The organism is Pseudomonas sp. PS02302 (assembly GCF_029959585.1).
Lineage (GTDB): Bacteria > Pseudomonadota > Gammaproteobacteria > Pseudomonadales > Pseudomonadaceae > Chryseomonas > Chryseomonas aestiva.
Genome location: NZ_JASCON010000102.1, coordinates 1 through 17,388 on the forward strand (window position 1 = coordinate 1; position 17,388 = coordinate 17,388).

The 17,388-nt window shown below is 66.2% G+C and carries 20 protein-coding genes and 1 rRNA gene; 15 read left to right on the forward strand and 6 right to left on the reverse strand.

The genetic code is table 11. The features are described 5' to 3' along the window. Positions 1 to 231: 231 nt before the first annotated feature. The 6 genes from rrf to QMX82_RS23335 all read left to right on the forward strand — a co-directional run bounded on the left by rrf (position 232) and on the right by QMX82_RS23335 (position 4,168). A 5S ribosomal RNA gene (rrf, locus tag QMX82_RS23310) occupies positions 232 to 347 on the forward strand. A gap of 83 nt (positions 348 to 430) precedes the next feature. Then, on the forward strand, positions 431 to 1,375 hold the full coding sequence (gene birA / locus QMX82_RS23315; RefSeq protein WP_282287997.1) for a bifunctional biotin--[acetyl-CoA-carboxylase] ligase/biotin operon repressor BirA: 945 nt from the start codon (positions 431 to 433) through the stop codon (positions 1,373 to 1,375). After that, positions 1,365 to 2,117 carry a type III pantothenate kinase gene (locus tag QMX82_RS23320; RefSeq protein ID WP_282287999.1) on the forward strand — a complete coding sequence of 251 codons (753 nt, stop codon included), beginning with the start codon at positions 1,365 to 1,367 and terminating at the stop codon, positions 2,115 to 2,117. The genes birA and QMX82_RS23320 overlap by 11 nt, the downstream gene beginning before the upstream one ends. Beyond that, positions 2,114 to 2,293, forward strand: a complete 180-nt coding sequence (locus tag QMX82_RS23325) for a hypothetical protein (RefSeq protein ID WP_037006863.1) — start codon at positions 2,114 to 2,116, stop codon at positions 2,291 to 2,293. The genes QMX82_RS23320 and QMX82_RS23325 overlap by 4 nt, the downstream gene beginning before the upstream one ends. A gap of 28 nt (positions 2,294 to 2,321) precedes the next feature. Continuing rightward, positions 2,322 to 2,780 (forward strand): DUF3301 domain-containing protein, encoded by a 459-nt coding sequence (locus QMX82_RS23330; protein ID WP_133862850.1) that lies wholly within the window; start codon positions 2,322 to 2,324, stop codon positions 2,778 to 2,780. Positions 2,781 to 2,878: 98 nt separating this feature from the next. Continuing rightward, entirely contained in the window at positions 2,879 to 4,168 is a 1,290-nt protein-coding gene (locus tag QMX82_RS23335) for an MFS transporter (RefSeq protein ID WP_133862851.1), read from the forward strand. 46 nt (positions 4,169 to 4,214) lie between these two features. Here QMX82_RS23335 and QMX82_RS23340 read toward each other — a convergent pair whose 3' ends face one another. Then, positions 4,215 to 4,679 carry a hypothetical protein gene (locus QMX82_RS23340; protein WP_208694187.1) on the reverse strand — a complete coding sequence of 155 codons (465 nt, stop codon included), beginning with the start codon at positions 4,677 to 4,679 and terminating at the stop codon, positions 4,215 to 4,217. A 120-nt stretch (positions 4,680 to 4,799) separates the two neighbouring features. Continuing rightward, positions 4,800 to 5,735 carry an alpha/beta hydrolase gene (locus tag QMX82_RS23345; RefSeq protein ID WP_282288004.1) on the reverse strand — a complete coding sequence of 312 codons (936 nt, stop codon included), beginning with the start codon at positions 5,733 to 5,735 and terminating at the stop codon, positions 4,800 to 4,802. A 123-nt stretch (positions 5,736 to 5,858) separates the two neighbouring features. On the opposite strand from QMX82_RS23345, the gene QMX82_RS23350 reads away from it, so the two are divergent. The 9 genes from QMX82_RS23350 to QMX82_RS23390 all read left to right on the forward strand — a co-directional run bounded on the left by QMX82_RS23350 (position 5,859) and on the right by QMX82_RS23390 (position 12,899). Continuing rightward, entirely contained in the window at positions 5,859 to 6,377 is a 519-nt protein-coding gene (locus QMX82_RS23350; protein ID WP_282288007.1) for a hypothetical protein, read from the forward strand. Beyond that, on the forward strand, positions 6,374 to 6,760 hold the full coding sequence (locus QMX82_RS23355) for a DUF3140 domain-containing protein (protein ID WP_208694190.1): 387 nt from the start codon (positions 6,374 to 6,376) through the stop codon (positions 6,758 to 6,760). The genes QMX82_RS23350 and QMX82_RS23355 overlap by 4 nt, the downstream gene beginning before the upstream one ends. A gap of 143 nt (positions 6,761 to 6,903) precedes the next feature. Continuing rightward, a complete protein-coding gene (locus tag QMX82_RS23360; RefSeq protein ID WP_208694191.1) occupies positions 6,904 to 7,794 on the forward strand; it encodes an EamA family transporter in 891 nt (296 codons plus the stop codon). A 56-nt stretch (positions 7,795 to 7,850) separates the two neighbouring features. After that, positions 7,851 to 8,630 carry a DeoR/GlpR family DNA-binding transcription regulator gene (locus tag QMX82_RS23365; protein ID WP_208694192.1) on the forward strand — a complete coding sequence of 260 codons (780 nt, stop codon included), beginning with the start codon at positions 7,851 to 7,853 and terminating at the stop codon, positions 8,628 to 8,630. Between the two features lie 20 nt (positions 8,631 to 8,650). Then, the gene (locus tag QMX82_RS23370; RefSeq protein WP_282288011.1) at positions 8,651 to 9,784 is read left to right on the forward strand and encodes an MFS transporter; all 1,134 of its coding nucleotides are present in this window, start codon (positions 8,651 to 8,653) and stop codon (positions 9,782 to 9,784) included. A gap of 67 nt (positions 9,785 to 9,851) precedes the next feature. Further along, positions 9,852 to 11,900 carry an AsmA family protein gene (locus QMX82_RS23375; protein WP_282288013.1) on the forward strand — a complete coding sequence of 683 codons (2,049 nt, stop codon included), beginning with the start codon at positions 9,852 to 9,854 and terminating at the stop codon, positions 11,898 to 11,900. A gap of 129 nt (positions 11,901 to 12,029) precedes the next feature. Next, positions 12,030 to 12,266: a hypothetical protein gene (locus QMX82_RS23380; protein ID WP_208694195.1), complete on the forward strand. Its 237-nt coding sequence runs from the start codon at positions 12,030 to 12,032 to the stop codon at positions 12,264 to 12,266. After that, the gene (locus QMX82_RS23385) at positions 12,263 to 12,484 is read left to right on the forward strand and encodes a YgdI/YgdR family lipoprotein (RefSeq protein ID WP_208694196.1); all 222 of its coding nucleotides are present in this window, start codon (positions 12,263 to 12,265) and stop codon (positions 12,482 to 12,484) included. The genes QMX82_RS23380 and QMX82_RS23385 overlap by 4 nt, the downstream gene beginning before the upstream one ends. Before the next feature lie 13 nt (positions 12,485 to 12,497). Further along, positions 12,498 to 12,899, forward strand: a complete 402-nt coding sequence (locus QMX82_RS23390) for a Rho termination factor N-terminal domain-containing protein (protein ID WP_282288016.1) — start codon at positions 12,498 to 12,500, stop codon at positions 12,897 to 12,899. Positions 12,900 to 12,953: 54 nt separating this feature from the next. Here QMX82_RS23390 and QMX82_RS23395 read toward each other — a convergent pair whose 3' ends face one another. From QMX82_RS23395 to QMX82_RS23410, 4 genes are all read right to left on the reverse strand, one after another. Continuing rightward, positions 12,954 to 14,147: a class I SAM-dependent rRNA methyltransferase gene (locus QMX82_RS23395; protein WP_282288018.1), complete on the reverse strand. Its 1,194-nt coding sequence runs from the start codon at positions 14,145 to 14,147 to the stop codon at positions 12,954 to 12,956. 67 nt (positions 14,148 to 14,214) lie between these two features. Continuing rightward, entirely contained in the window at positions 14,215 to 14,454 is a 240-nt protein-coding gene (locus QMX82_RS23400) for a hypothetical protein (protein ID WP_282288021.1), read from the reverse strand. A 59-nt stretch (positions 14,455 to 14,513) separates the two neighbouring features. Continuing rightward, a complete protein-coding gene (cueR, locus tag QMX82_RS23405; RefSeq protein ID WP_187978510.1) occupies positions 14,514 to 14,900 on the reverse strand; it encodes a Cu(I)-responsive transcriptional regulator in 387 nt (128 codons plus the stop codon). After that, entirely contained in the window at positions 14,897 to 17,281 is a 2,385-nt protein-coding gene (locus tag QMX82_RS23410) for a heavy metal translocating P-type ATPase (RefSeq protein WP_282288023.1), read from the reverse strand. Before QMX82_RS23410 ends, cueR begins: the two co-directional genes overlap by 4 nt. Positions 17,282 to 17,388 lie beyond the last annotated feature (107 nt).

Here is a 17,388-nt window from a genome sequence, read left to right on the forward strand (position 1 = left end):
GATAGGTCGGGTGTGTAAGCGCTGTGAGGCGTTGAGCTAACCGATACTAATTGCCCGTGAGGCTTGACCATATAACACCCAAACAATCTGACCGCGGTCAGAGCGTGAGGAAGACGACGCCGAAAACCGGCGCGTGGGTTCGCAAGACCCCAAAGACGAGTTGTCTACTTCGATCACAGACCCAATTGGGCCAGCCAGGCAGCCTCATCGCCTGGTCAGCCAACCGAATTGCTTGACGAACATAGAGCATTGGAACCACCTGATCCCTTCCCGAACTCAGAAGTGAAACGATGCATCGCCGATGGTAGTGTGGGGTTTCCCCATGTGAGAGTAGGTCATCGTCAAGCGCCTAACACCCAGCACCCCCGCTCAGTTCACTCTGGCGGGGGTGTTGTCTTTGGAGCGGAAGAAAGTCGAACGGGGTTCGGGAATGCCGTTGCTGAAACTGCTGAGTGATGGAAAATTTCATTCCGGCGTCGAGCTTGGTGAGGCCTTGGGCGTCTCCAGAAGTGCCATCTGGAAGCGGTTGAAGACGCTGGAAGATGACCTGGGCGTCGAGGTGTTCAAAGTGCCAGGTCGGGGTTACCGCCTGGAAGAGCCCCTGTCGCTGCTAGATGCCGAGCGGATCGCCCAGGAGGGCGGCTGGCCGGTAGCGGTCCTGGCTTCCATCGACTCCACCAATGCCGAAGCGCAACGCCGTCTGCATCAGCAAATGCCTCCATTCGCCTTGCTGGCCGAGCATCAGCAGGCGGGCCGTGGCCGTCGTGGGCGCGCCTGGGTCAGCCCCTATGGCAAGAATCTCTATCTCACCGCCGTGGTGTCCAGCCAGGGCGGGATCCAGAAGCTGCAGGCCCTGAGCCTGACCATGGGCCTGGCGGTCATCCGTACCCTGCAACAGCTGGGCGTCGAGGATGCCTGCCTGAAGTGGCCCAACGATGTCCTGGTGCGTGGCCGCAAGTTGGCCGGCATCCTCATCGAATTGTCGGGTGATCCGCAGGACGTCTGCCAGGCCATCATCGGCATCGGTATCAACGTCAACATGCGTCTGGCCGACACCATCGATCAGCCCTGGATCTCCATGGCCGAAGCCCTGGGGGGGCTGCAGGATCGCAACCAGGTCGCCAGCCTGCTGCTCCGGGAGATCGATAACCTGTGGCAGATTCACCGCCAGGCCGGATTCGCCGCCCTGCGCGACGAGTGGGAGCGTTATCATGGCTGGCAAGGTCGAGCGGTAACCCTGTCTTCGGGGGTTCGCTGTATTCAGGGCACAGTGGCAGGAGTTGCCGAAGATGGGGCTATCCTCATGCATGTAGACGGTCAGACACAGGCTTTCAGCGGTGGCGAATTGAGCCTGAGCCTAGATCATGATTCTTGAACTCGATTGCGGTAACAGTCTGATCAAATGGCGACTGCTCGCCGCAGGCGCCGAAGTGGCCGCTACGGGCATCGTCGACAGCGACGATGCCCTGGTGGCGGCCTTGTCCCAGCCGGATACACCGCCACTGGCGGCTTGTCGCCTGGTCAGCGTGCGTAGCGACGAAGAGACCCAGCAACTCAAGGAGCTGCTGACCGCCACCTTCGGTATCCCCTGTCACCAGGCCGTGCCGGTCGAGGCCTGGAATGGCGTGCGCAATGGCTATCGTGATCATCAGCGCCTGGGCATGGATCGCTGGCTGGTGATCCTGGCCGCGGTACGGCTGGCCGAGGGCAAGGCGTGCGTGGTCCTGGATCTGGGCACCGCGGTCACGGCCGATCTGGTCGACGACCAGGGCGAGCATCAGGGAGGGTTCATCTGTCCGGGGATTCCGTTGATGCGTCGGGAACTGCAGACCCATACCCGGCGGATCCGCTACGATCCACATTGGGCCAGTGGTGAACGCTACGAGGCGCCGGGACGCACGACCAGCGAGGCCGTGGAGCGTGGGTGTCTGTACATGCTCAAGGGATTCGTCCGTACCCAGTACGAACTGGCTCAGGAGATGTTCGCCGAAGGTTGCGAGATCTTTCTGACCGGGGGTGACGCGGAACTGGTCAAACATGTCGTTCCGGGCGCGCGAATCGTGCCCGATATGGTGTTTGCTGGATTGGCTTTGGCGTGTCCGCTCGAGAACGAATGATGCGTTGGTTGTTTCTGCTATTGGTGGTACTGAACGTTTTCTACTACATATGGCACCAACAGCAGGTGCCGTTGCTGGGTAAGGAAATCGCCCCTCTGGCGCTGTACAAAGGCGAGCGTGAAAACATTCGCCTGTTGAACGAGACGGCATCTGGTGACGCTGCACGGCGTCAGTGACGGCGGTACCCTTCGATGAGGAGCGAAGATGCTGACGCTAGGTAATCTCTGCCTGTTACTGGGCGCAGTCGGCATTGGCCTGTGGTTCTGGCACGCCCACGGCATTCGCGAACGGGCGCTGTTGCTGGCCGAGCAGGAGTGTCGTCGCCGCAAGGTCATGCTGCTCGATGGCGCCGTGGCCTTTTCCCGCTTTCGCTGGCTGGCCGATGCCAAGGGGCGCAAGCGCCTGGCGCGGTTGTTCGCCTTCGAATTTACCGTGACGGGCGAAGAGCGGCTCGATGCTTCTCTGGCCCTGTTCGGCAAGACCCTGGCCAAGGTCGAGTTCGCGCCCTTCGTGGTACCCGAGGTCGAGCGCCCGGCGGCGGATTCGGTGGTGGCTTCGGCCCCTGCCTATCAGGCCAAGCCCGAGCATGGCCAGGTGGTCTATCTGGATCAGTGGCGGCAGCGCCAGCGCACCGAGACCAGCAGGCGCCAAGAGCCGGAGTGATTTCCGGCGCTATCTCCTAATGTTTTTCCTTCCGTAGTCCCGACGACCAGCTCCGGCTGGTCCGTTCCGGCTTTCCGCTTCTTTTCATGTGATCTCTGATGTTCAGCCCTCTCGTTACCTTTCCTGCGCTCTATTTCGCCACTCTTTTGATGCTGGCCGGCTCTGGCCTTTTCACCACCTACATCGGTCTGAGACTGACCGGCGAGGGGGCGGGGGACCTGTGGACCGGCGCCCTGATGGCGGCCTACTACTTCGGACTGGTCTGCGGTGGCAAGTTCGGTCATCGCCTGATCGCCAGCGTCGGCCACATCCGTTCCTATGTGGCCTGCGCCGGTGCGGCCACGGTCACGGTGCTCATTCACGCCCTGATCGATGACCTGAACGTCTGGATCGCGCTGAGATTCGTCATGGGCGTGGTGATGATGAATCAGTACATGGTGATCGAGAGCTGGCTCAACGAGCAGGCGGAGAATCATCAGCGCGGCAAGGTGTTCGCCGGCTACATGGTGGCGGTGGACCTGGGGCTGGTGATCGGTCAGGCGCTACTGGCCTGGCATCCGCAACTCGACTACAAGCCGCTGCTGCTGGTCGCCATCTGCTTCGCCTCCTGCCTGATTCCCCTGGCCATGACCCGCCGGGTGCACCCGGCCAAGCTGGTGGCGGCGCCGCTGGAGATCCGTTTCTTCTGGCAGCGGGTACCCCAGTCGCTGGTCACCATCTTTACCGCAGGGCTGCTGGTGGGAGGCTTCTATGGCCTGGCGCCGGTATTCGCCAGTCGCAGCGGCCTGGATACGGCGCAGTCGAGCTTCTATGTGGGGTTGTGCATCGTCGCGGGCTTCTGTGCCCAGTGGCCGCTGGGCTGGCTGTCGGATCGTCTCGATCGCTGCAAGCTGATCCGCGCCAATGCGGTGTTGCTGTGCCTGGCGGCGGTGCCGCTGTGGGGGCTGATCAGCTTGCCCTATCCCTGGCTGTTGGCCGCGGGCTTCGTCTCGGGGATGCTGCTGTTCACCCTCTATCCGCTGGCCACGGCCTTTGCCAACGATCACGTCGAGCCCGAGCGGCGAGTGGAGTTGTCGGCGATGCTGCTGACCACCTATGGCGTCGGTGCCTGTATCGGGCCGCTGCTGGCCGGTGCGGCCATGGAGCATTTCGGCCCCGGCACCTTCTATGTGCTGACCTCGGCCTATGCGTTGATCCTGATCGTCTTCGTGCAGCCCCGGTTCGTCAGTGGCGAGCACCGGCTGGACGCGGCGCCACTGCATCACGTGGCCATGCCGGATTCGGTGAGTCCGATGGCAGCGGCGCTGGATCCGCGTATCGACGAGGTGCCGCAGGAGATGGTGGTGGAGGCCCCTGCCAGCATTGGGCCGGGTAGCGAGAAGACCTGATTAGGCGAGCCCGGCGCAAGGCCGGGCAGGAAGGGACGGGTAGGGCTCAGGCCTGACGGGTCTGGCCGGCCTTGATCAGGCGGTCGAGGGTCTGGGCCGAGCCATTTTCGGCCAGGGCGTCATCCTGCAGGCGATGCTGCTGGCGGTCGATCAGCCGACCCATGGGGCGCTGGCTGGATTCTTCGGCCACTGCATCGTCACCGAGACGCTGTTGCTGGTCTTCGATCACCTGTCCCAGGGGGCGCAGGCTGGATTCCTCGGCGATCCGGCGTTCCTGCAACTGGCGTTGCTGCTGCTTGATGACCTCACCCAGCGGCCGCAGGCTGGATTCTTCGGCCAGGGTGCGTTGCTGCAGGCGCTGCTGCTGTTGCTTGATCAGCTGGCCCAGTGGGCGTTGGCTGGATTCCTCGGCGATCTGGGTGGCAGCGTTCGGGGTGAAGGCGAAGTCCTGGGCGAAGGTGTTCAGGGCCAGGGCGGTCAGGGCGAAACCGAAGGCGATACGCAGGTTCATGGTGGTGTCCTCTGGGGAAACTGTGCTGGAGTGCGTTCAGTATCCCGAGCAGGAGCGCCCAGAAAAAATAGACTGGCCAGATAGTGACTATCAGCGCCGTCGATGCCTTTCAGAAAGTCTCTAGCTTCCCGTCGATGATTGCCCCTTTTCCGCTTCACTCAGTTGAGCGCCGCCGAACAGTTCGCGCAAGGCGGCGGCATAGTCGCGCGTGCCTATCACCATGCTGTTGGAGTGGGTCCCGTCGGGGATCAGCAGCAGGCGCTTGGGCTGCCGCGCCGCCGCATAGAGAGCTTCGCTGAAGCGTGGAGGCACATAGCGATCGTCGCCACCGTGGACGATGAGCACCGGGATATGGATGTCCGGGATCTTGTCCAGGGAATCGAATCTTTCCGACATCAGCCAGCGCAGGGGAAAGCGGGTGTCGACTACCGCCGAGGCGGCATCGGCCAGGGTGGTGAAGGTGGATTCGATGATCAGGCCGGCGGCGGCGGGATAGTCACCGGTGGGATCCCCGTCGCGGGCGATGCGCCAGGCCAGGTCCACCGCCACGGCGCCGCCCAGCGAGTGGCCATAGATATATCTCTTGCGCGGATCGGGCTGCAGGCTCTGCAGGTACTTCCAGGCGACGCGGGCGTCCTGGTAGACGCTGCGTTCGGAGGGCACGTCGCCAGGACTTTCGCCAAAGCCGCGATAGTCGATGGCCAGCACCGAATAGCCGAGTTGCCGCAGGGTGGCGATGCGCCGGACCTGGGCGGTCAGATTCCAGCGGGTGCCATGCAGATAGAGCAGGGTGGGGGCGTCCGGACGCCGGGCGGGCCACCACCAGGCGTGCAGGTAGTCGGTGCCGGTCAGGCCGTCGGGGACCGGCAGATTGAGCTGGCGGACGCCTTCCGGCACGCCGGTGAACCAGCTGGCGTTGCCGGGTTCGATGCTGAAGACCCACTGGCGTTCGCGATAGGCCAATTCCGAGCAGCCATAGGGGACCCCGACCCCTACCAGCAGGGTGACGAAGAGCAGCGGGATCAGGCGACGGCGGAGCAGGGTGGCGAGGGACATGGCTTTCTCGGGATACCGGAAGACGCAGGGTAGGGGCATTCGTCGCCTGGCGCGAACCCCCGTTTCGGTTGGACAGTCATCCTAGAGACAGCGACTGCAGTGAACCCCAATCCGAGGTGAGCCATGAGTGCGACGGCCAAGAAGAGCGATCCCGTGCTCTGGGAAAAGGTGAAGAAAGAGATTACCGAGGGCGACAAGGGCGGCAAGCCCGGTCAGTGGTCGGCGCGCAAGGCGCAACTGGCCTCCCAGGAGTACCAGAAGCGCGGTGGTGAATACCAGGGCGGCAAGGGCAAGGACAATCATCTGCAGCAGTGGACCGACGAGAAGTGGGACACCCGCTCCGGCAAGAAGTCCGAAGAGACCGGCGAACGCTATCTGCCGGAAAAGGCCCGGGACTCCTTGAGCAAGGAAGAGTACCAGCGCACCACCGCTAAGAAGCGCCGTGATACGCGACGGGGCCAGCAGCACTCCAAGCAACCCGCCGATGTGGCGCGCAAGACGGCCGCGGCGCGTGAGTCGGGCCTGGCCGGCCTGACCAAGGACGAGCTGATGAAGCGAGCGGCGCGCCGCGAGGTGCGGGGGCGGTCGCGTATGAAGAAAGACGAACTGCTCAAGGCGTTGCAAAAGGCAGGTGAAAAATGAGCACCAAGAAGGCGACCGACGACGACAAGAAAGACGTCCGCAGCGAGTTCAAGCAGGTGGTCAACATGACCCCGAGCCAGTTGCGCAAATGGCTCAGTGGCGACACCAGCAAGGGCGTGGGCATGACCAAGGGTGGCAAGAAGGTCACGGCGGCCAACGATGGCAAGGCCGTAGGCCATGCCATGGGCGAGCGTATCCTGGAGCTCAAGGGCAAGCGCCAGGCCGAACTGGAAGACGATGACTACCAGGCCATGCGCAAGGTCATCGGCTATGTGCATCGCCATCTCAAGCAGCGACCGGACGGCGACATCGAAGACTCGCGCTGGCGCAAGTCGCTGATGAACTGGGGCCACGACCCCCTGCGCGACAAGCGCAGTGCCTGATCCCAACGAACCGCAGCCCAGGCTGCGGTTTTTCCTTGGCAGAGAGTGACTGGCCGAATTTGTGGGCAACTGTGACGCCGCAGCGCGGACACAAAGGAGTAGGGTAGCCGCCTATCTATCTGAACGCGTTCAAGGAGCTGTCGATGGCACCCCGGGATCTGTTGCTGGCACTGGTCGTCATCCTGGCCTGGGGGGTGAACTTCGTGGTCATCAAGCTTGGCCTGCACGGCGTGCCGCCCATGCTGCTGGGAGCCCTGAGATTCTGCCTGGCGGCCTTTCCGGCCATCCTCTTCGTGCGCCGCCCCCAGGTCTCCTGGCGATTGCTGCTGGCCTACGGCCTGACCATTTCCCTGGGCCAGTTCGCCTTCCTGTTCTCGGCCATGTACGTGGGCATGCCGGCGGGCCTGGCCTCGCTGGTCTTGCAGGCCCAGGCCTTCTTTACCCTGGCCTTCGCCGCTACCTTCCTCGGGGAAAAGGTACGCCGGGCGAGTCTGGTCGGGCTGCTGGTGGCGGCGCTGGGCCTGCTGCTGATCGGCACCGAACATGGCGTCAGCATGACCCTGGCCGGTTTTCTGCTGACCCTGGCGGCGGCGGCCATGTGGGGGCTGGGTAACATCGTCACCAAGAAGATCGGCAAGGTGGACATGCTCGGTCTGGTGGTCTGGGGCAGCCTGATTCCGCCCATTCCCTTCTTCATCCTGTCACTGCTGCTGGAAGGTCCGGAACAGATCACCACGGCGCTGACGTCGCTGTCAGGCGGGTCGGTCTTTGCCATCGTCTACCTGGCCTTTATCGCCACCCTGGTCGGCTACGGCATCTGGAGCCGGCTGCTGTCGCGTTATCCGGCCGGCCAGGTGGCGCCCTTTTCGCTGCTGGTGCCGGTGGTCGGGCTGAGTTCGGCCGCCGTGCTGCTGGGTGAGCAGATGACCACCCAGCAGGAAGTGGGCGGCGTGGCGGTCATGCTTGGGCTGCTGATCAATGTCTTTGGCGGCCGCTGGCTGGATGCCCGGAGCAAGGCGTCGTCCAGTGCATGATGTTGCACGATCGTAAATGATTCTGCATGATGTGCTGGTCCTCCTGGAGTATCAGCATGAACGCAGCAGCCGTCCACCTTCCCGAAGAACGCCAGGCCGCGATCCTGGCCCTGTTGCGCGAACAGGGCCGGGTCCTGTCGGCCGAACTGGCCGCGACCTGGGGTATTTCCGAAGACAGCGTGCGCCGCGACCTGCGCGAACTGGCCCGCCAGGGCCTGTGCCGTCGGGTGTATGGCGGGGCGCTCTCGCTGCTGACGCCGCCGGAGGCGCTGCCGGCGCGTATCGGTCGGGACGAGGCGGCCAAGCAGACACTGGGGCAGGCCGCGGCCAGGCTGGCGCAACGGGGGCAATTGCTGCTGCTGGACGCCGGCTCGACCAACCTGGCCATCGCCCAGGCGCTGCCCACGGATCTCGACCTGACCGTGGCCACCAATGCACCGGTGATCGCCGCGGCGCTGCTGCAGCGCCCGGGGATCCGGGTGCTGATGATCGGCGGCCTGGCCGCGCCGGAGTCGGGTGCCTGCCTGGGCGCTCGGGCGCTGCGTGATCTGCGGGGCGTGCGCGCCGACCTGGCTTTTCTCGGGACCTGCGCCCTGGCGGTGGAGACCGGCGTGACCGGCTTCGATCTGGAAGAAGCCGAATTCAAGGCGGCCGTGGCCGAGCAGAGCAGCCAGGTGGCCGTCGCGGTGACCGCCGAGAAGCTCGACAGCGTGGCCTTCTATCACGTGCTCCGACTCGATCAGCTGAACCATCTGGTGCTGGAGCCGGGGCTGAGCGAGGAGCGCCTGCAGCCCTACCGTGACGCCGGGCTGCAGCTGCATTCGCTTGATCGCTAGACTCGCGCCCAAGGATCGCCATGACCTCTGCCGTATTGCGTCGCCAACGTCGCGCCACCTTTACCGTCTTTCTCGCCAACGGTTGCGGGATCGGCGGCTGGGCGGCGGCCATTCCCGAACTCAAGCGCGATCTGCTGCTGGGCGACGGCCAGCTGAGTCTGGTGCTGCTGGCGGTCGCCCTGGGCGCCCTGCTGACCATGCCCTTCGCCGGGGTGCTGGTGCCGCGCCTGGGCGGGACCGGACGCCTCACCCGCCTGAGCATCCTGGCCTTCGTGCTGGTGCTGAGCTGGCCCGGGGTGGCGCCGTCGCTGGGCTGGCTGCTGCCCTGCGCGCTGCTGCTCGGCGCCTGCAACGGGCTGATCGACGTGGCCATGAACGCCCATGCCAGCGACGTCGAAAGCCGCTGGAACGGCCCGCTGATGTCGTCCTTCCACGCCGCCTTCAGCCTGGGCGGATTTCTGGGCGCCGGCCTGGGGGCGCTGGTGCTGCACCTGGGCGCCTCGGCGCTGGCGGTGCTGCTCACTGCCGCCCTGGTGGCGCTGGTGCTGGCGCTGCCCGCCGCCCTGGCCCTGGACGAGGGCGATCGCAGTCCGGTGAGTCAGGCCCTGCGGCTGCCGGATCGGCGGGTCCTGGCGCTGGGCCTGATCGCCCTGGGCTGCCTGATGCTGGAGGGCGCCATGACCGACTGGAGCGCCGTCTACCTGGGCCAGGTGGGCGGCGCGAGTCCGGTGGTGGCGACCCTGGGCTATGCGGGCTTTTCGCTGACCATGCTGGTGGGACGGCTGTTCGGCGACGGTATCCGCGGCCGCTTCGGTGGTCCCCAGGTAATCGTTGGCGGGGCCCTGCTGGCGACCCTGGGACTGGCGCTGGCGGTCCTTCTGCCGGCGCCCTGGACCGCGATCCTGGGCTTCGCGCTGGTCGGCCTGGGGCTGTCCAATGTGGTCCCGGCGGCCTTCAGCGCCGCTGGCCAGGTGGCCGAGACGCCGGCTGCGGGTATCGCCATGACCGCCACGGCCGGCTATCTCGGTTTCCTGCTCGGCCCGCCGCTGGTCGGCGCCGTGGCGGGGCAGGTGGGCCTGCGTGGCAGTCTGCTGCTGTTGACCCTGATCGGGGTGGCGGTGGCGCTGCTCGCCCTGCGCCAACGCAAGGCATGATGGCTGTCCAGGGAACCCCGCTGCGCTGAGCAGACCCAAGAGGGAACGGAAATCCAAGGAGGCGGCCATGACGCGCCCACGCAAGATCCTCGCCTGGCTGCTGGGAATCATCCTGCTGCTGTTCGTCCTGCTGGTGGTGCTGCTGGCCACCTTCGACTGGAATCGACTCAAGCCGACCCTCAACGAGCAGGTGTCGAGCGCCCTGCATCGACCCTTCGCCATCGAGGGCAACCTGGGGGTGGTCTGGCACCGCGAGCCGGATCAGGGCGGTTGGCGCGCCTGGATTCCCTGGCCGCACATCGCCGCCGAAGACCTGACCCTGGGCAACCCGGACTGGGCGAAGGAAAAGACTTTCGTCCACCTCGACCGGGTGCAGTTGCGGATCTCGCCGCTGGCCCTGCTGGCCAAGCAGGTCTATATCCCGCGCATCGACCTCAGCGGGCCGGTGGTCAATGCCCAGCGACTCGCCGATGGCCGCAACAGCTGGACCTTCGAGACCGCCGAGAAGGACCCCAAGGCCGAGCCTTCGGCCTGGACCGTCGACATCGGCACCATCGGCTTCGACGCCGGCCAGGTCGGCTTCGACGATGCCCAGACCGCTACCCGGCTGCGCGCGCGGATCACCTCCCTGGACGCTCCCATCGCCTATGCCGATCTGGTGGGCAAGCAGGGCACTTCGCGCCAGCGCTCCAACGTCAGGCAGACCCAGCCCTTCCAGTTCGCCCTGGCGGTGGAGGGCAGCTACAAGCAGGTGCCGGTCAGTGGTCGTGGCCAGATCGGTGGCCTGCTGGCGCTGCAGGACGCCGATGTGCCTTTCCCCATCCAGCTCGATGCCCGGGCGGGCGAAACCCGTGTCCAGGTCTTTGGCACCCTGACCGATCCGCGGCGCCTGGGCGCCCTGGATCTGCACCTGGTGCTGGAAGGCAAGAGCCTGGCGCAGCTCTATCCGCTGACCGGGGTCACCCTCCCGGAGACGGCGCCCTATGCCACCGACGGCCATCTCACGGTCAAGCTCAACGATCCGGCGGGCGCCCGTTTCAGCTATGAAGACTTCAATGGCCGGGTCGGCAAGAGCGATTTGCATGGCGAGGTACTGTTCACCGGCGGCAAGCCGCGACCCAAGCTCAGCGGCACCCTGCGCTCCGATCAGTTGCTGTTCGAGGACCTGGCCCCGCTGATCGGTGCCGATACCAAGGAGCAGCAGGCGGCCAAGGGCGAGACCAGCCAGCAGCCGGCGGACAAGGCGCTGCCGGTCTCCGAATTCCGCACCGAGCGCTGGCGCGCCATGGATGCCGACGTGCGCTTCACCGGCAAGCGCATCGTGCAGAACGCGCAGCTGCCGATCACCGATCTGAATACCCATGTGCGCCTGACCGATGGGGTGCTGCTGCTCGATCCCCTGCGCTTCGGCGTGGCCGGGGGCGATCTGAACACCACGGTGCGCCTGGAGGGCGACAAGACGCCGCTGCAGGGGCGGGTCGATCTGCACGTGCGTCGGGTCAAGCTGAACCAGCTGTTCCCCACCGTGGCGACCATGAAGCGCAGCATGGGCGAGCTCAATGGCGATGCCACCCTGAGTGGCATCGGCAACTCGGTGGCGGCGCTGCTCGGCACCAGCAACGGCGAACTCAAGCTGCTGATGAACGACGGCCGTATCAGTCGCAGCCTGATGGAGCTGGCCGGACTCAATGTCGGCAACTACCTGGTCGACCGGCTGTTTGGCGATGACGAGGTGGAGATCAATTGCGCGGTCGCCGATCTCGACTTCAAGAAGGGTCTGGTGCAGCCCCAGGTCTTCGTGCTGGATACGGAAAACGCCCTGATCAACGTGACCGGCACCACCAATCTGGCTACCGAGCGCCTGGATCTCACCGTCGATCCCCACAGCAAGGGCCTGCGCATCTTCTCGCTGCGCTCGCCGCTCTATGTGCGTGGCACCCTGAAAAGTCCGTCACCGGGCGTGAAGGCACTGCCACTGGCGGCACGCGGCGCCGTGGCAGCGCTGCTGGCGACCTTCGCGGCGCCTGCCGCCGGTCTGCTGGCGCTGGTCGCGCCCAGCAACGAGCAGGGCACCCAGTGCGCGCCGCTCCTGCAGCAGATGCGGGCAGGGCGTTGAGCCAGGGCGTTTTGGGGTACTTGACAGACGACCGTTCGGCGGCGTCTGACGGGCGGAAAAGAACCGCTCCGGTTGCCCGGGCTCTATAGAAATAACCCGAGTCGGGCAGCCTTTTCGCGGAGACTTCTCATGCGTGACGACACCGATAGCCATTACGAAATCCACTACAAACTGCTGGGCGAAGCCTACACCGACCGTATCAGCAACCTGGACGTACCCATCACCGATGTGGTCCGCGAACTGGCCTGTCGGCACCTGGATGCGATCAACGACGAGCGCTTCCACCTGGCCGACATCGAGTCCGGTCAGGCGCTGGTGGCCCTGCACGATGTGTCCATCCATCGCGTTGCGCCGGACGCTCCATGAAGCGCCTGTCGAGGGGTGGATTGCTGGCCATGACCCTGCTGGGGCTGGCGGCCTGCTCCACCGAGACGGTGGTGACCCTGCAGGACGGTACCCAGTACATCACCGAAGGTCGTCCCAATACCAAGACGCCCGATGGCTTCTATGAATTCACCGATGTGGCGGGTCGTCAGGTACGGGTGAAGGCGGCCGATGTGGCCACCATCAAGGCGGAAGACTAGTCAGGAGACTGCCATGCCCCGCGGCGACAAATCCACGTACAGCGACAAGCAGGTACGTAAGGCCGAGCACATCGAGGAGAGCTACGAGAAAAACGGCGTCTCCAAGGATGAAGCCGAGGCGCGGGCCTGGGCGACGGTGAACAAGCAGTCCGGCGGTGGCGAACAGAGTGGCTCCGGCAAGACCAAGAGCGGTACCGCCAAGCGCGCGGATCGCAAGGATTCCGCCCGGCGTGCCGTGGCGACCAAGCAGGGCCAGTCGCCCAACGGCGGGCATGCCGCGGCACGGTCTTCGCGCACTGGCAGCACCTCGCTAAGCGACATGACTCGCGATGAGCTGGTCAGGAAGGCGGCCGAGCAGAATGTTCGCGGTCGTTCGCGAATGAAGAAAGACGAGTTGATTCGTGCCCTGAGCTGAGGCATTCGAGATACGAAAAAGCCGGACAGTGTCCGGCTTTTCTTTGCCTGGCGTTTAGCTGGGTAGTAGACGGCAGGTGAGGCTCTTGATGTAGCGGGTCTCCGGGATGGCCGGGTGCACCGGGTGATCCGGGCCCTGGGCACCGCGTTCGAGGATCTGCAGGTTGCGATCCAGATGGCGGGCGCTGCCGAGCAGGATGTTTTGCAGGTCGTCTTCGGGCAGGTGCATGGAACAGGAAGCGCTGACCAGGATGCCGTCCTTGTTCAGCAGGCGCATGGCCTGTTCGTTGAGGCGACGGTAGGCGGCCTCGCCGTTCTTCAGGTCCTTGCGCTTCTTGATGAAGGCCGGCGGGTCGGCCACGATGACGTCGAATTTCTCTTCGCCGGCCTTGAGTTCCTTGAGCGCTTCGAAGACATCGCCCTCGACGCACACCAGCTTTTCCGCCAGGCCATTGAGGGTGGCATTGCGCTCCACGCCGTCGAGGGCGAAGCCCGAGGCGTCCACGCACATGACCTCGCTGGCGCCAAAGGCCGCGGCCTGCACGCCCCAGCCGCCGATGTAGCTGAACAGGTCGAGGACCCGCTTGCCTTCGACATAGGGCGCCAGGCGCGCACGGTTCAGGCGGTGGTCATAGAACCAGCCAGTCTTCTGGCCTTCGCGAACCGGCGCCTCGAAGCGCACGCCGTTCTCTTCCAGCGCCACCCAGGCGGGGACCTCGCCGTAGGCCACTTCCACGTAGCTTGAGAGGCCTTCGGCGGCGCGGGCGCTGCCATCGTTCTTCCACAGCACGCCCTGGGGTTTGAACACCTGCAGCAGGGCGGCGAGGATGGCGTCGCGCTGGCGCTCCATGGTGGCGGAAGCGATCTGCACCACCAGGATGTCGTTGAAGCGATCCACCACCAGGCCGGGCAGGAAGTCCGAATCGCCGTAGACCAGGCGATAGCAGTGGCTGCCGAACAGCCGCTCGCGCAGGCTCAGGGCGACCTTGAAGCGGTGCACCAACAGCGACTTGTCCAGCAAGTAGCCGGTGTCACGGGAGAACAGTCGGGCGCAGATCAGGTTGTTGGGCGACAGTGCCACCAGGCCGAGCGGCTTGCCGCTGGTGGTTTCCAGGATGGCCTGGTCGCCCGGTTCGAAGGCGGTGAGCGGGGTGGCGACGACGTCCACCTCGTTGCTGTACACCCAGAGGTGCCCGGCGCGCAGACGGCGGTCGGCATTGGCTTTGAGGCGCAGGCGAGGCAGGGTCATGAAGGTCTCCGGCGAAGGGGGCAAAAGCGCGGAATTATAGCGCAAAGCCACCCGCCTGGGCCGGCCGTCAGTCCCGCTGGCTGACCTCGATATCGCTCAGCCCGGCTTCCTGGGCGCGACGAGCGATGCTCGGCTGGGCACGGTGCTCCCAGGGCGCATCGACCACCACCTGGGGTTCCTCGACGTGCTTGATGAGCAACTGCAGCAGCGCTTCTTCCTCGGTGATCGGCGCGAAGCTCTCCAGCTCGTGGGTAAGGGGCTCGCCATTGAGACGATAGCGGATCTGGTAGTGGTGCAGGGTCTGCATGGGGGTGCCTCGGTAGCGGGGGGATAACCGATGGACCCCGCTGGGCGACAGCGGTTGCGTCAGCCCCCCAGGCTATCGAGGATCGGGCAGTCTGGGCTGGCGTCGCCATGGCAGCAGGACACCAGCTCGCCCAGGGTGCTGCGCAGGCGGGTCAGTTCGCCGATCTTCTGATCCAGCTCGGCGATGTGTCGCTTGGCCAGCGCCTTGACGTCGGCACTGGCACGCTGCCGGTCCTGCCAGAGACTGAGCAGCTGGCGGATCTCCTCCAGGCTGAAGCCCAGCTCCCGCGAGCGGCGGACGAAGGCCAGCACCCGCAGGTCTTCGGCGCCGTACTGGCGATAGCCGCTGTCGGTACGCCCGGCGGGCGCCAGCAGGCCGATGCGCTCGTAGTAGCGCAGCATCTTGGCGGTAAGGCCACTGGCCTTGGCGGCCTGACCGATATTCATGACAGGGAGTCTCCGGACGGGCGCCAGCGGCCGAGCAGCAGGGCATTGGCCAGGACACTGACGCTGGAAAAGGCCATGGCGGCGCCGGCATAGACCGGATCGAGCAGACCCAGGGCGGCCAGCGGCAGGCCGATGACATTGTAGACGAAGGCCCAGAACAGATTCTGGCGGATCTTGCGCTGGGTGCGCCGGGCGATGTCCAGTGCCGCCACCACCTGGCGTGGGTCCTCCTGCAGCAGGGTGATGCCGGCCGCATGGCGCGCGGCGGCGGTACCCGAACCCATGGCGATGCCCAGTTCGGCGGCGGCCAGGGCCGGGGCGTCGTTGAGGCCGTCGCCGACCATGGCGACGCCGCCCCGGGTCGCCTGCAGCCGGGCCACCACGGCGGCCTTGTCGGCAGGCAACACCTCGGCCTCCCAGTGCTCGATGCCCAGGGCAGTAGCCACCTGGCGGGCGCTGCCGCGGTTGTCACCGGTCAGCAGCCAACTGTCGATGCCGTCGCGGCGCAACCGGGCGATGGCCTCGGCGGCACCCGGACGGATCTCGTCGCCAAAGGCCAGCAGCCCCAGCACCCGCGCCGGGGCACCGGTCTCCAGCAGCCAGGACAGCGTAAGGCCCTGGTCCTCCCAGGCGCGGGCGGCGTCGGCCAGCGGGCCGGCGTCCAGCTGCTGTTCGGCCAGGAGCCGCGCATTGCCCAGCAGCAGGGAGCGCGCCTGCCAGCTGCCCTGGAGGCCTCGGCCGGGCAGGGCGCGCACGTCCCGGGCGGGTGGGGTGTCCAGGCCGCGGTCACGACAGGCCAGCAGGACCGCCGCGGCCAGGGGATGCTCGCTGCCGCGTTGCAGACTGCCGGCCAGGCTCAGCAATTCGGCTTCCTCGATGCCGGGTGCTGTGGCCAGCTGGCGCAGGCGCAACTGGCCGGCGGTCAGGGTGCCGGTCTTGTCGAAGACCACGCTGGTGATGCCCTGGGCGCGCTCCAGGGTCTCGGCGTCCTTGATCAGGATGCCGTGGCGCGCCGCCACCCCGGTGCCGGCCATCAGGGCGGCGGGGGTGGCCAGCCCGAGGGCGCAGGGGCAGGCGATGACCAGTACCGCCACGGCGGCGAGCAGACTGGGCTCCAGGGCGTGGCCGCTCAGCAGCCAGCCGAGCAGGGTGACCAGGGCCAGGGCCACCACCACCGGGACGAACACCCGGCTAATGCGATCCACCAGCTGCTGGATGGGCGCCTTGGTGGCCTGGGCGTCTTCCACCAGGCGGATAATGCCGGCCAGCACCGTCTCGCCACCCAGGGCGGTGACCTCGATCTGCAGATTGCCCTCGCCGTTGATGGCGCCCCCCACCACCTCGTCGCCGGGACCCTTGGCGACCGGGCGGCTTTCGCCGGTGAGCAGGGCTTCGTCGACCTGGCTTTCACCCTGCAGGATGCGGCCGTCGGCGGGGATGCGTTCGCCCGGCCGCAGCTGCAGGCGATCGCCCAGGCGCAGGCGATTCAGGGCGACTTCTTCTTCCTCGCCGTTTGCGTCGAGGCGCCGGGCGCTTTCCGGGCGCAGGGCTTCCAGGGCGCGCAGCGCCGCGCCGGTGCGGCGCTTGGCGCGGGTTTCCAGGTATTTGCCCAGGCGCACCAGGGCGATGACCATGGCCGCCGTCTCGAAATAGAGGTGCGGGCTGCCCTTGACCAGCCAGAGATAGAGGCTGAGGCCGAAGGCGGCACTGGTGCCCAGGGCGACCAGCACATCCATGTTGCCGCTGCGCGCGCGCAGGGCATGCCAGGCGCCGCGATAGAAGCGCGCGCCGACCAGGAACTGCACCGGCGTCGCCAGCAGCAATTGCAGCCAGGCGGGCGGCATCAGGTGCCAGCCGAAGGGCGTCAGCAGCATGGGCAGGATCAGCGGCGCGGCCAGCAGCAGCGCCAGGGCCAGCTCCAGACCCTCCCAGGGCACGCCCTGACGGGCCGGCGCTGAACGCTCGTCTTCGGCGTGGCGATCCTCGGCGCCGTAGCCCGCGGCTTCCACCGCGGCGATCAGGGCTGGCGTCTCGACCGCGGCCAGGGTCTTCACCCGGGCTCTTTCGCTGGCCAGGTTGACCTCGGCGGCCAGCACCCCGGGCACCGTACGCAAGACCTTTTCGATCCGCCCGGCGCAGTTGGCGCAGCTCATGCCGGACAGCGCCAGGTCATGCTCGGCCTCGGCCACCCGGTAGCCCGCTGCGCTGACCGCCTCGGCCAGCGCCGGCGCCGCGTCGACCGGCGCGCTGACGCGGGCCTTTTCGCTGGCCAGGTTGACACCGGCCGCGCTGACCGCCGGGACCTTCTGCAGGGCGCGCTCGACCCGACCGGCGCAGGCCGCGCAGGTCATGCCACTGATGGAGAGTTCGAATTCGTGCATGGGCACCTCCTGAGCTCAGTGTTGACCTTGACCTCGGGTCAAGGTCAACACTGGAACCCGAGCCTGGCGCTGGCGTGAGGAGAAAGAGGTCAAGACCCACACGAGCA

Excerpts from the sequence above, each read along its gene's own strand:
- QMX82_RS23340 (WP_208694187.1), bottom strand. The coding sequence starts at position 4,679 with ATGAACCTGCGTATCGCCTTCGGTTTCGCCCTGACCGCCCTGGCCCTG.
- QMX82_RS23325 (WP_037006863.1), top strand. The coding sequence starts at position 2,114 with ATGATGCGTTGGTTGTTTCTGCTATTGGTGGTACTGAACGTTTTCTAC.
- QMX82_RS23360 (WP_208694191.1), top strand. The coding sequence starts at position 6,904 with ATGGCACCCCGGGATCTGTTGCTGGCACTGGTCGTCATCCTGGCCTGG.
- QMX82_RS23370 (WP_282288011.1), top strand. The coding sequence starts at position 8,651 with ATGACCTCTGCCGTATTGCGTCGCCAACGTCGCGCCACCTTTACCGTC.
- birA (WP_282287997.1), top strand. The coding sequence starts at position 431 with ATGCCGTTGCTGAAACTGCTGAGTGATGGAAAATTTCATTCCGGCGTC.
- QMX82_RS23365 (WP_208694192.1), top strand. The coding sequence starts at position 7,851 with ATGAACGCAGCAGCCGTCCACCTTCCCGAAGAACGCCAGGCCGCGATC.
- QMX82_RS23330 (WP_133862850.1), top strand. The coding sequence starts at position 2,322 with ATGCTGACGCTAGGTAATCTCTGCCTGTTACTGGGCGCAGTCGGCATT.
- QMX82_RS23355 (WP_208694190.1), top strand. The coding sequence starts at position 6,374 with ATGAGCACCAAGAAGGCGACCGACGACGACAAGAAAGACGTCCGCAGC.
- QMX82_RS23390 (WP_282288016.1), top strand. The coding sequence starts at position 12,498 with ATGCCCCGCGGCGACAAATCCACGTACAGCGACAAGCAGGTACGTAAG.
- QMX82_RS23320 (WP_282287999.1), top strand. The coding sequence starts at position 1,365 with ATGATTCTTGAACTCGATTGCGGTAACAGTCTGATCAAATGGCGACTG.
- QMX82_RS23385 (WP_208694196.1), top strand. The coding sequence starts at position 12,263 with ATGAAGCGCCTGTCGAGGGGTGGATTGCTGGCCATGACCCTGCTGGGG.
- QMX82_RS23395 (WP_282288018.1), bottom strand. The coding sequence starts at position 14,147 with ATGACCCTGCCTCGCCTGCGCCTCAAAGCCAATGCCGACCGCCGTCTG.
- QMX82_RS23335 (WP_133862851.1), top strand. The coding sequence starts at position 2,879 with ATGTTCAGCCCTCTCGTTACCTTTCCTGCGCTCTATTTCGCCACTCTT.
- QMX82_RS23400 (WP_282288021.1), bottom strand. The coding sequence starts at position 14,454 with ATGCAGACCCTGCACCACTACCAGATCCGCTATCGTCTCAATGGCGAG.
- QMX82_RS23350 (WP_282288007.1), top strand. The coding sequence starts at position 5,859 with ATGAGTGCGACGGCCAAGAAGAGCGATCCCGTGCTCTGGGAAAAGGTG.
- QMX82_RS23375 (WP_282288013.1), top strand. The coding sequence starts at position 9,852 with ATGACGCGCCCACGCAAGATCCTCGCCTGGCTGCTGGGAATCATCCTG.
- QMX82_RS23345 (WP_282288004.1), bottom strand. The coding sequence starts at position 5,735 with ATGTCCCTCGCCACCCTGCTCCGCCGTCGCCTGATCCCGCTGCTCTTC.
- cueR (WP_187978510.1), bottom strand. The coding sequence starts at position 14,900 with ATGAATATCGGTCAGGCCGCCAAGGCCAGTGGCCTTACCGCCAAGATG.
- QMX82_RS23380 (WP_208694195.1), top strand. The coding sequence starts at position 12,030 with ATGCGTGACGACACCGATAGCCATTACGAAATCCACTACAAACTGCTG.
- QMX82_RS23410 (WP_282288023.1), bottom strand. The coding sequence starts at position 17,281 with ATGCACGAATTCGAACTCTCCATCAGTGGCATGACCTGCGCGGCCTGC.